The organism is Streptomyces sp. GbtcB7 (genome assembly GCF_019091445.1).
Classification (GTDB): Bacteria; Actinomycetota; Actinomycetes; order Streptomycetales; family Streptomycetaceae; genus Streptomyces; species Streptomyces mirabilis.
This window is the reverse complement of the sequence record NZ_JAGXJM010000007.1, coordinates 317,409-328,500: the sequence shown is the minus strand read 5'-3', so window position 1 is coordinate 328,500 and position 11,092 is coordinate 317,409. Positions and strand designations below refer to the sequence as shown.

At 67.9% G+C, this 11,092-nt stretch carries 11 protein-coding genes and 1 riboswitch; of the genes, 10 read left to right on the top strand and 1 reads right to left on the bottom strand.

Annotated features, from left to right (window positions below; translation table 11 throughout):
* Window positions 1-185 precede the first annotated feature (185 nt).
* The 10 genes from KVT44_RS14955 to KVT44_RS14910 all read left to right on the top strand — a co-directional run bounded on the left by KVT44_RS14955 (window position 186) and on the right by KVT44_RS14910 (window position 10,392).
* Complete coding sequence (locus KVT44_RS14955) at window positions 186-794, top strand: CDP-alcohol phosphatidyltransferase family protein (protein ID WP_054229135.1); 609 nt, start codon at window positions 186-188, stop codon at window positions 792-794.
* A 116-nt stretch (window positions 795-910) separates the two neighbouring features.
* A complete protein-coding gene (locus KVT44_RS14950; RefSeq protein ID WP_217567397.1) occupies window positions 911-3,406 on the top strand; it encodes a mannose-1-phosphate guanyltransferase in 2,496 nt (831 codons plus the stop codon).
* A gap of 167 nt (window positions 3,407-3,573) precedes the next feature.
* On the top strand, window positions 3,574-4,410 hold the full coding sequence (locus tag KVT44_RS14945) for a DUF881 domain-containing protein (protein WP_229888885.1): 837 nt from the start codon (window positions 3,574-3,576) through the stop codon (window positions 4,408-4,410).
* A complete protein-coding gene (locus KVT44_RS14940; RefSeq protein WP_003988855.1) occupies window positions 4,407-4,739 on the top strand; it encodes a small basic family protein in 333 nt (110 codons plus the stop codon). Before KVT44_RS14945 ends, KVT44_RS14940 begins: the two co-directional genes overlap by 4 nt.
* A 5-nt stretch (window positions 4,740-4,744) precedes the next feature.
* Window positions 4,745-5,587: a DUF881 domain-containing protein gene (locus tag KVT44_RS14935; RefSeq protein WP_190169064.1), complete on the top strand. Its 843-nt coding sequence runs from the start codon at window positions 4,745-4,747 to the stop codon at window positions 5,585-5,587.
* Between the two features lie 61 nt (window positions 5,588-5,648).
* A complete protein-coding gene (locus KVT44_RS14930; RefSeq protein WP_075033617.1) occupies window positions 5,649-6,614 on the top strand; it encodes an FHA domain-containing protein in 966 nt (321 codons plus the stop codon).
* 42 nt (window positions 6,615-6,656) lie between these two features.
* Window positions 6,657-7,421, top strand: a complete 765-nt coding sequence (locus tag KVT44_RS14925; protein ID WP_099923866.1) for a MerR family transcriptional regulator — start codon at window positions 6,657-6,659, stop codon at window positions 7,419-7,421.
* Window positions 7,422-7,507: 86 nt separating this feature from the next.
* Window positions 7,508-7,981: a bifunctional nuclease family protein gene (locus tag KVT44_RS14920; RefSeq protein WP_006123076.1), complete on the top strand. Its 474-nt coding sequence runs from the start codon at window positions 7,508-7,510 to the stop codon at window positions 7,979-7,981.
* Between the two features lie 328 nt (window positions 7,982-8,309).
* Complete coding sequence (locus KVT44_RS14915; RefSeq protein WP_217567396.1) at window positions 8,310-8,954, top strand: MerR family transcriptional regulator; 645 nt, start codon at window positions 8,310-8,312, stop codon at window positions 8,952-8,954.
* Between the two features lie 43 nt (window positions 8,955-8,997).
* Window positions 8,998-10,392, top strand: a complete 1,395-nt coding sequence (locus tag KVT44_RS14910; protein ID WP_217567395.1) for a DNA polymerase IV — start codon at window positions 8,998-9,000, stop codon at window positions 10,390-10,392.
* Between the two features lie 117 nt (window positions 10,393-10,509).
* Here KVT44_RS14910 and KVT44_RS14905 read toward each other — a convergent pair whose 3' ends face one another.
* Entirely contained in the window at window positions 10,510-10,881 is a 372-nt protein-coding gene (locus tag KVT44_RS14905) for a PRC-barrel domain-containing protein (protein ID WP_217567394.1), read from the bottom strand.
* A gap of 114 nt (window positions 10,882-10,995) precedes the next feature.
* Window positions 10,996-11,091, top strand: a riboswitch (glycine riboswitch).
* The last annotated feature ends 1 nt before the right edge of the window (window position 11,092 follow it).

Here is an 11,092-nt window from a genome sequence, read left to right as displayed (position 1 = left end):
GAGTAGGACGCCGCCGAACTAATTGTAGGGAGAACCCCCGTACCGGGAAATCGGTACGGGGGTTTTCTGCGTTCGGGGTCAGGTCTGCTTTCGCGGTGGCCCCGCCACCCCTCCGCACCTCGACGCGAGCGCTGCGGGTAAGGTCAGGGGGCATCGTCGGCTCGTTTCCCACAGGAGGCCCCCGGGTGGAGGTCCAGGAGACCCGCGTCCAGACGGACCGGGTCCTCACCATCCCGAACATCCTCAGCATGGCGCGCCTCGTCGGCGTACCCGTCTTCCTGTGGCTGATCCTCCGGCCCGAGTTCGGCGGTCCCAAGAGTGACGGCTGGGCGCTGCTCGTGCTCATGCTGAGCGGCGTCAGCGACTATCTCGACGGGAAGCTCGCGCGGCGCTGGAATCAAATCAGCAGCCTCGGCCGGCTGCTCGATCCCGCGGCGGACCGGCTCTACATTCTGTCCACTCTTGTGGGGCTCACCTGGCGCGAGATTCTGCCGCTGTGGTTGACGGCTGTGCTTCTGGCGCGTGAGCTGGTTCTGCTGGTGGTCGTGGCAGTCCTCCGGCGTCACGGCTATCCGCCGTTGCAGGTGAACTTCCTCGGGAAGGCGGCCACCTTCAACCTGATGTACGCCTTCCCTCTGTTGCTGCTCAGCGACGGAAGCGGATGGCTCGCGTCACTTGCCGCGATTTTCGGATGGGCGTTCGCCGGGTGGGGTACAACCCTCTATTGGTGGGCAGGAGTCCTCTACGTGGTCCAGGTCCGCCGGCTTCTCAGGGCGGACGCCATGGCCGATTGAGCTCGGTCCGATGGGGCAGCTGAAGTGCCCGGATGGCCCGCACTCGAAAACTGCGGGACAATCAGGACGGGTGAAGTCGGCTAGACCGTCGTCTCTTCAAGGAGGACGCTTCCGACATGAAGGCCGTCGTGATGGCCGGAGGCGAAGGCACACGCCTTCGTCCTATGACCTCGAGCATGCCCAAGCCGCTCCTGCCGGTGGTGAACCGCCCGATCATGGAGCACGTGCTGCGGCTGCTCAAAAGGCATGGGCTCAACGAGACCGTCGTTACTGTCCAGTTCTTGGCCTCGCTGGTCAAGAACTATTTCGGTGACGGCGAGGAGCTCGGTATGGAGCTCACCTATGCCAATGAGGAGAAGCCACTCGGTACTGCCGGGAGCGTCAAGAACGCCGAGGAGGCGTTGAAGGACGACACTTTCCTGGTGATCTCCGGTGACGCCCTGACCGACTTCGATCTCACCGACCTCATCAATTTCCACAAGGAAAAGGGTGCGATGGTCACCGTCTGTCTGACGCGTGTCCCGAACCCCCTTGAATTCGGCATCACCATCGTGGACGAAGAGGGCAAGGTCGAGCGCTTCCTGGAGAAACCCACCTGGGGCCAGGTCTTCTCCGACACCGTCAACACGGGTATCTACGTGATGGAGCCCGAAGTCTTCGACTACGTCGAGGCCGATGTCTCGGTCGACTGGTCCGGTGATGTCTTCCCTCAGCTGATGAAGGAGGGCAAGCCGGTCTTCGGCTATATCGCCGAGGGCTACTGGGAGGACGTCGGCACCCACGAGAGCTATGTGAAAGCGCAGGCCGACGTCCTCGAGGGCAAGGTCGACGTCGAGATCGACGGTTTCGAGATCTCCCCGGGCGTATGGGTCGCCGAAGGCGCCGAAGTGCACCCCGACGCCGTACTGCGGGGCCCGCTCTACATCGGGGACTACGCCAAGGTCGAGGCGGGCGCCGAAATCCGTGAGCACACCGTCGTCGGCTCCAACGTCGTCGTCAAGAGCGGGGCCTTTCTGCACAGGGCCGTGGTCCACGACAACGTGTACATCGGCCAGCACAGCAATTTGCGGGGCTGCGTGATCGGGAAGAACACCGACATCATGCGGGCCGCGAGGATCGAGGACGGCGCTGTCATCGGCGACGAGTGCCTCGTCGGTGAAGAATCGATCATCCAGGGAAACGTACGCGTCTATCCGTTCAAGACCATCGAGGCCGGCGCCTTTGTCAACACCTCGGTGATCTGGGAGTCGCGCGGTCAGGCGCATCTTTTCGGTGCCCGCGGTGTCACCGGAATCCTGAACGTGGAGATCACTCCGGAGCTCGCCGTGCGCCTGGCGGGGGCGTACGCGACGACGCTCAAGAAGGGCTCCACCGTCACCACGGCCCGCGACCACTCCCGAGGCGCCCGTGCGCTGAAGCGGGCGGTCATCTCGGCGCTGCAGGCCAGCGCCATCGACGTACGCGACCTGGAGAACGTACCGCTGCCAGTGGCTCGTCAGCAGACCGCCAGGGGCAGTGCGGGCGGGATCATGATCCGTACGACGCCCGGGGTACCGGACTCCGTCGACATCATGTTCTTCGACGGACAGGGTGCCGACCTGTCGCAAGGGGGGCAGCGCAAGCTGGACCGGGTGTTCGCGCGGCAGGAGTACCGGCGTGCGTTCCCGGGGGAGATCGGGGATCTGCACTTCCCGGCCAGCGTCTTCGACTCGTACACCGGATCACTGCTCAGGAATGTCGACACCACCGGTATCACCGAATCCGGTCTGAAGGTGGTCGTGGACGCCTCGAACGGCAGTGCGGGGCTGGTGTTGCCCAGTCTGTTGGGCAAGCTCGGTGTGGACTCCCTGACCATCAATCCCGGTCTCGACGAATCCAGGCCCACGGAGACGGCGGACACGCGGCGGGCCGGTCTGGTGCGGCTGGGCGAGATCGTCGCGTCCGCGCGGGCCGCGTTCGGGGTGCGTTTCGACCCGGTGGGCGAGCGGCTGTCGCTGGTCGATGAGAAGGGACGGATCGTCGAGGACGACCGGGCCCTGCTCGTCATGCTCGACCTGGTGGCCGCGGAGCGGCGCAGTGGGCGGGTGGCCTTGCCGGTGACCACCACGCGGATCGCCGAGCAGGTGGCGGCATACCACGGGACGCAGGTGGAGTGGACGACGACGTCTCCGGACGATCTGACGAGGGTCGGACGCGAGGAGTCGACGATCTTCGGCGGTGACGGGCGCGGCGGATTCATCATTCCGGAGTTCAGCAGCGTCTTCGACGGCGCTGCGGCTTTCGTACGACTGATCGGGTTGGTGGCGCGGACTCAGCTCACGCTGAGCCAGATCGACGCGCGGATTCCTCGGGCGCATGTTCTCAAGCGCGACCTGGCCACTCCTTGGGCCGTCAAGGGCCTGGTGATGCGCCGGGTCGTGGAGGCGGCCGGGGACCGGTTCGTGGACACGACCGACGGCGTACGGGTCGTGGAGACGGACGGGCGCTGGGTGATGGTGCTTCCCGACCCCGCCGAGGCGGTGACGCATCTGTGGGCGGAGGGGCCTGACGACGCGTCCGCGGAGGCCCTGCTCGACGAGTGGGCTGCCGTCGTGGACAGCGCGGGTCGCTGAAACGGACAGCACAGGCGCGTGCCGGACAAGTGCCCCCAAAGGGGCCTGTCCGGCACGCCGGTGGGGCCATTCGGAGGTAGCGCCCGCGACGTGCGACGATGTGCGGCATGCCGCAGCAGCCCCCCATTCGGAGCACACCTCCGCGCCCCCCGCGCCCGGACGCCTCCATGTCGCTGCTCACCAACGTCATGGATCACAGCCTCGACGACGGATACGCCGAGGCCGCCGCCCGTAGGCAGACCGAGGGTGCCGGCGGCATGCCGAAAACGGTGCGGGCGAAGCTGGGCCTCGCGGCCGGTCTCGTTCTCGCGGCCCTGGTGGTGACCGTGGGCGCGGCGAACGCGCGGATCGCGGCACCGGTCGTCGCCAAGGAGCGCCAGGAACTCATCGACCGCGTCGAGCGAGAGACCGCGGCAGCGGACAAGCTCGAAAGCAGCGTCGACACCCTGCGCGACGATGTGAGCGCCCGGCAGAACGAGGCGTTGAAGAAGCAGGGGGGCAGCGGCGAGGCCGACCTGGTGGGCGTCCTGTCGGGTGCCGTCGCCGTCCACGGGCCCGGTGTGAAGCTCGTCGTGAACGACGCCAAGGAAGCCACCGAGGGCGGCGACGGCAATCCTCGGGAGACCAGTGGGTTCTCCGACACCGGGCGCGTCCGCGACCGTGACATGCAGCGGGTCGTCAACGGGCTCTGGGAGTCCGGCGCGGAGTCGGTCTCGATCAACGGGCAGCGGTTGACGGCACTGTCGGCGATCAGGGCAGCGGGTGACGCGATACTGGTCGACAACAAGCCGCTGGTGCCGCCCTACACGGTGCTGGCGGTGGGGGACGGCGAGCGGCTCAGCACCAGGTTCCAGAACAGTGCCGACGGCCTGTATCTGCACGCCCTGCAGGAGAACTACGGCATCCGGACCGCCATTTCCGTCGAAAAGGACGTCCAGTTGTCCGCCGCACCGAGTGTGATCGTACGTACAGCACAGCCGAGCACAGAGAAGGGCACATCGTGATCGCCGTACTGGGCCTCGTCGTGGGAGTCGTGGCTGGATTGTTGGTCCGGCCCGAGGTTCCGGCGGTCGTCGAGCCTTACCTTCCGATCGCCGTCGTGGCGGCGCTGGACGCCGTCTTCGGAGGGCTGCGGGCGATGCTCGACGGCATCTTCGACGACAAGGTCTTCGTGGTCTCCTTCCTGTCGAACGTGGTCGTGGCCGCACTGATCGTGTTCCTGGGCGACAAGTTGGGCGTGGGCGCCCAACTCTCCACCGGCGTCGTGGTCGTCCTCGGCATTCGCATCTTCTCCAACGCCGCGGCGATCCGCCGGCACGTCTTCCGGGCGTGAGGCAGATGAGCAACGAGGGCGAGACACCCGAGAACCGGCTGCGCAGGGAGCTTCCCGAAGAGGTCCCGGCCGCGGCTCCCGAGAGTTCGGGGACCGAGCAGCGTGACGAGAAGGACGAGCCCTCGCTGACCGGCCGGCAGCGGCTGGTGAAGGGGGTGTGGCCGCCGCGGGTGACGCGCGCGCAACTCATCGTCGCCCTGCTTCTGTTCGGCCTCGGCTTCGGTCTGGCCGTCCAGGTGGCCTCCAACAGCGACAGCGGCAGCGCCCTGCGCGGTGCGCGTCAGGAAGATCTCGTACGCATCCTCGATGAACTCGACAACCGTACGCAGCGTCTAGAAGACGAGAAGCAGGGTCTCGAAGATCAGCGCACCGAGCTGGAGAACAGCTCGAACCAGGCCGCGGAGGCCCGCAAGCAGACCGCCGAGAAGGAGAAGCAACTCGGCATTCTGGCGGGCACGGTGGCGGCGCAGGGACCCGGCATCACGCTGACGATCAACGACACGAAGGGGACGGTCAAGGCGGACATGCTGCTTGACGCGATCCAGGAGCTGCGCGCCGCCGGTGCGGAGGCGATCCAGGTGAACGGTGTACGGGTCGTCGCCAGCACCTATCTGGCCGACTCCGGCAAGGGCGTGAGCGTCGACGGGAACAAGATCACCCAGCCCTATCGTTTCAAGGTCATCGGTAAACCGCAGGACCTTGAGCCGGCGCTCAACATCCCCGGAGGTGTGGTGCAGACTCTTGAGAAGGAGCAGGCCACCGTCACGGTGGAGCGTGCGACGAAGATCATTGTGGATGCCTTGCGGGCTGCGAAGCAGCCTGACTACGCTCGGTCGTCCTCCCAGTGAACCGGGGGTGCATGGGCGTCGTCCGGCGAGGGCATGAGGTTGCGGGGGGTCGGCGCACCGAATGGGTGGTGCGTGGTGGAAACTGTCTGGTGGATACGGACGTTGTGAGGATGTCCGGGTCGACCGGTGTGTTCAATCAGTGTTCGTCCTGCCCCACGGGCGGGTCTGTTTCGGTCAAGGGGAATCGCCCGTGAAGTTGTTTGCGAAGTTGTTCGGCAAGAGCGCACGAGGAGAGGGCAGCGACAACGCGACTGCCCGACACCGTGCACCACGCCATGGAGACGCGGAGGGCCAGAGCGGCGACCGCCCGCTGTTCCGGGACCAGGTCGGTGACATTCCCGGTGGTCAGGGCGCGCCGTCTGTTGACCCTGCCCAGTCCGGACGCATAGGTTTCGGGGAACCGTCAGCCTCAAGTGCGGGTGGAGGGTTCGCCTCCGACCCGTACGCGTCCCATGCCCCTGGGGGGCAGCCGCGGCAGGAGGATCCGTCCATGTCGGCCCTGGTGTGTACGAGGTGCGGTAACCGCAACGCGGAGAACAGCCGCTTCTGCTCCAACTGCGGTGCGCCGCTGCGACCCGGTGCGGTCCCGGAGCGTCCGTCCGAGACCACGTCCACGATCTCCATCTCGGGCCTCGAGGCCTACGATGCCGAGGTCACCGGCCAGACGCAGATGCCGACGCTCTCTCCGGAGGCGCAGGCGGCCGTCGACGCGCTGCCGCTCGGCTCGGCGCTCCTGGTGGTGCGCCGCGGTCCGAACTCGGGCAGTCGCTTCTTGCTGGACAGCGACCTGACCACGGCCGGGCGTCATCCGCAGAGCGACATCTTCCTGGACGACGTGACCGTGTCGCGTCGTCATGTGGAGTTCCGTCGCGCCGCGGACGGCTCGTTCACGGTCGCCGACGTGGGCAGCCTGAACGGTACGTACGTCAACAGGGAGCGAATCGACTCGGTCCCGCTGTCGAACGGTGACGAGGTGCAGATCGGCAAGTACCGGCTGGTCTTCTACGCGAGCCAGCGAGGCATCTGACCCTCCCCCGGACTCCGTCCGGGGGGACCCTCAGGAAGGTCCATGCTTCGATCACCGAGCGGCGGTGCCGGGAGCGGTACCGCCGCAGCGGACAGTGGGCTGATGAGCATCGGCTCGGTGCTGAACACGCTGCGCGACGAGTTCCCGGAAGTCACGATCTCCAAGATCCGGTTCCTGGAGTCGGAGGGGCTCATCGAGCCGCAGCGGACTCCCTCGGGGTATCGCAAGTTCAGCCAGGCCGACGTCGAGCGCCTCGGGCACGTACTGCGGATGCAGCGGGACCACTATCTGCCGTTGAAGGTGATCCGCGAGCATCTGGACGCTCTGGAGCGTGGGGAGCCGGTGCGGCTGCCGTCCGTGGGGCGGCAGCGTGACTCCGGCGACGGGGAGCCGTTCGGTGGGCTCGGTGACCTCTTCGGGGAGCCCGAGGCACCCACAGCGGCCCGGGTGGGCCGTGCGGAGCTGCTGGCCGCCGCCGAGATCGGTGAGCAGGAGCTTCAGGAGTGGGAGTCGTACGGACTCCTCGCCCCGCTTCCGGACGGGGCATATGACGCTGAGGCGGTGACGGTCGCCGCGCTCGTCGTCGAGCTCGGGCGGTTCGGGATCGAGCCACGCCATTTGCGCGCGATGAAGGCCGCGGCCGAACGTGACGCGGGGCTCGTGGACCAGGTGGTGGCCCCTTTGCGGCGCCACCGCAATCCGCAGACCAGGGCGCACGCCGAGGCCCGTACGAAGGAGCTGGCGGGGCTCACGGTGAAGCTGCACGCGGCGCTGGTGCAGACCGCGCTGGGCGTCCGGCTGCCCTGACCCGAAGTGCCCGGTGGGCGTCCGGATCGGCCCCCCGTTCTGTGCCCGACTACCCAAACATCCCGGGCACGGCCTAGGGTTGCTGTGTGAACGAGCTCGATGTCGTAGGTGTCCGGGTCGAAATGCCCTCCAACCAACCGATCGTGCTCCTGCGTGAAGTGGGAGGCGACCGTTACCTCCCCATCTGGATCGGACCGGGGGAGGCGACGGCGATCGCCTTCGCCCAGCAGGGCATGGCCCCCGCGCGACCGCTGACCCACGACCTGTTCAAGGACGTGCTGGAAGCCGTCGGCCAGGAGCTCACCGAGGTGCGCATCACTGATCTGCGCGAGGGGGTCTTCTACGCGGAGCTGGTGTTCGCCAGCGGGGTCGAGGTCAGTGCCCGTCCGTCCGACGCCATAGCGCTGGCGCTGCGTACCGGAACGCCGATCTACGGCAGTGACGGTGTGCTCGACGACGCCGGCATCGCGATCCCGGACGAGCAGGAGGACGAGGTGGAGAAGTTCCGCGAGTTCCTCGACCAGATCTCGCCCGAGGACTTCGGGACCAACAGTCAGTAAGGGGACCGATCAACCGGTGACGGGACCGATCGCCCGCGGGTGGGAGGTCGGACGCCCGGGCTCGGGAGCAAGCTGTGGCGCCCGCCCCCTGGCAAGTCGAAGGATCGGGTAAGCCGCAGGATCGCAGGTCTCCGGGGCGGCAATTGCCCGTGGCCCGTGTGGCGCGCTGCGGCCCGCTCCGAGAGCATTCGGCTAGCCTTTCCCCGCGGTGGGACACGGGAAACCACTCTTAGGGTGATTATCACTCGGCGTGCCGAGTGTGGCGATCGTTGACGCACCCCCGGTGACTGCCTACCGTCGAGAGGGCAGGTCAAGGACGGAGGTCGGCGTGAGAAGCAGCGGCGACGGTACGGCTGGGGGTGCCCCCGGACGAAGTCTGGGGGAGAGCGGCCCGTACCCGCTTCACGGCAGCGCGGCCGATCACGTTCCGCAGCGGCCGACAGCGGTGTCTGGTGAGTCCGGTGAGGGTGGGGCGGCTGCCGAGGAGGTCGGCTACCGCGGTCCTACGGCGTGTGCCGCCGCGGGCATCACCTACCGGCAGCTGGACTACTGGGCCAGGACAGGTCTGGTCGAACCGAGCGTGCGGCCCGCCTATGGGTCGGGGACCCAGCGGCTCTACAGCTTCCGGGATGTCGTCGTCCTGAAGATCGTGAAGCGGTTCCTCGACACGGGAGTGTCGTTGCAGAACATCCGCACCACGGTCCAGCACCTCAGGGAACGCGGCTTCCGGGACCTGGAGCGGATGACGCTGATGAGCGACGGCGCGACCGTCTACGAATGCTCCTCGCCCGACGAGGTCCACGCCCTGTTGCAGGGTGGTCAGGGCGTCTTCGGGATCGCCGTGGGCGTGGTGTGGCGGGACGTCGAGAGCGCGCTCTCGCAGTTGCACGGGGAGCGTGTGGACACGGGCGAGACGCTCGTCGGGCACAACCCGACGGACGAGCTGGCGCGCCGGCGCAATCGGGCCGTCTGAGGTCCGAGAGGCATTGTCAGTGGCGTAGGGCAGCATCGGACATGTGAGAACCGCGCCTACGATCCTGCATCTCGACATGGATGCCTTCTTCGCTTCGGCGGAGCAGGCAGCCAAGCCGAGCCTGCGCGGGAAGGCCGTCGTCGTGGGCGGGCTCGGACCCCGTGGAGTCGTCGCGACCGCTTCGTACGAGGCACGGGTCTTCGGGGTGCACTCGGCGATGCCCATGGCCCAGGCACGGCGGCTGGCGCCGAACGCCGCGTATCTCGTGCCCCGCTTCACGCTCTACCGGGAGGTCAGCGAGCAGGTGATGGGGCTGCTGGGGGCGCTGTCGCCGCTGGTGGAGCCGCTGAGCCTGGACGAGGCGTTCGTCGATCTGGAGGCGGGGGCAGCGGCCTGGGACGAGGCTTCCGCGCGGCTGGCCGGGGCGAAGCTGCGCGCGGACATCCGGGCCGTCACGGGGCTGACGGGTTCGGTGGGACTCGCCGCGTCCAAGATGCTCGCCAAGATCGCTTCGGAGCAGGCGAAGCCCGACGGTCTCGTGGTCATAGAACCTGGGACGGAGCGCGCGCTGCTGGGGCCGATGTCGGTGCGGACGCTGCCGGGAGTCGGGCCCGCGACCGGGGACCACCTGCGCCGGGCCGGGATCACCACGGTCGACGAGATCGCCGAGGCGGGCGAGGACGAACTCGTACGGCTGGTGGGGAAGGCACACGGGCACGCGCTGTACGCGATGGCGCTGGCGCACGACGAGCGGCCCGTGGTGGCCGAGCGGGAGACGAAGTCCGTGTCGGTGGAGGACACGTACGACGTGGACATCCACGACCGGATGCGGGTCGGCCTGGAGGTGCAGCGGCTCGCCGACCGATGTGTGCGGCGGTTGCGGGATGCGGGACTGTCCGGGCGGACCATCGTGCTGAAGGTGCGGAGGTACGACTTCTCGACGCTGACCCGGTCCGAGACGCTGCGGGGGCCGACGGACGACCCTGGCGTCGTACGGGAGGCTGCCGCGCGGCTTCTGGAGGCGGTGGACACGACCGGGGGTGTGCGGCTGCTGGGGGTCGGCGTCTCGGGGCTCGCCGACTACACGCAGGAGGACCTGTTCGCCCAGGCCCAGGCTCAGGCGCAAGCGGAGGCGGAGGCCGCCGCGGGGGAGTCGGCGGTGCTGGAGCATCCGGACGAGGAGGGGGCGGAGGAAGCGGCTGCCGAGCAGGCGCCGCCTGCCGAGCGGCGGTGGCCTGCGGGGCATGACGTGCGGCATGTGGAGTACGGGCATGGATGGGTGCAGGGGAGTGGGCTCGGGAGGGTGACCGTGCGGTTCGAGACGCCTTACTCCGAGCCGGGGCGTGTGCGGACGTTTCGTACGGATGATGTTGCGTTGGAGTTGGCTGATCCGTTGCCGTTGGTGAGGGGGCCCGTGTGCGATCGCCGTGGGGGGTGAAGTCGGCTTGGCGCTGCGGGCCGGTACGTGGCTGGTCGCGCCCACGCGGCGGAGCCGCATGATGTCAGCGCCCCGCGCCCCTTTCGGGGCGCGTCAGCTGGGCCACATCTAGAGAAGTCAACCCTCGTCCGTGCCTGCCAGGCGGCCGAAGTCACGGTCCGGGGGTGGGGGTGGGGGTGTCACGTCCAGGCCGTAGTGGTGGTAGAGCTGGAGTTCCTGTTCGGGGGAGAGGTGGCGGCCCACGCCGAAGTCGGGGGCGTCCTTGATCAGGGCGCGGTCGAAGGGGACACGCAGCGTGCCCTCGACGACTTCGCTTGGCTCCAGGGGGACGAAGGCGTCCCTGCTGAACAGGCCCGTCCGTATGGCGGCCCACTCCGGGACGCCGGTCGCGTCGTCGAGATAGACCTCGTCGACCGTGCCGATCTTGGCGCCGTTGCAGTCGAGCGCCTTGCGGCCGATCAGGTTGCGCGGATCGATGTCGGTCTGCACGGTCCCTCCACTCGCTAGCAACTCATCCGTAAGCACTACAAAAGAGCACATTCGGGAAGGTGGCCACTCGAAAGCTCGTGCGTTGTCCTCGCTGGTAGGCTGGCAAGCGGCTGCTGATCCCGTGCGGGAGAGTCCTCCAGACATCATCGGAGGCGCCGAAGGAGCAAATCCTCCCCGGAATCTCTCAGGCACACGTACCGCACGGACGAGG

Excerpts from the sequence above, each read along its gene's own strand:
- KVT44_RS14935 (WP_190169064.1), top strand. The coding sequence starts at position 4,745 with ATGAGCAACGAGGGCGAGACACCCGAGAACCGGCTGCGCAGGGAGCTT.
- KVT44_RS14925 (WP_099923866.1), top strand. The coding sequence starts at position 6,657 with ATGCTTCGATCACCGAGCGGCGGTGCCGGGAGCGGTACCGCCGCAGCG.
- KVT44_RS14945 (WP_229888885.1), top strand. The coding sequence starts at position 3,574 with ATGTCGCTGCTCACCAACGTCATGGATCACAGCCTCGACGACGGATAC.
- KVT44_RS14930 (WP_075033617.1), top strand. The coding sequence starts at position 5,649 with ATGGGTGGTGCGTGGTGGAAACTGTCTGGTGGATACGGACGTTGTGAG.
- KVT44_RS14950 (WP_217567397.1), top strand. The coding sequence starts at position 911 with ATGAAGGCCGTCGTGATGGCCGGAGGCGAAGGCACACGCCTTCGTCCT.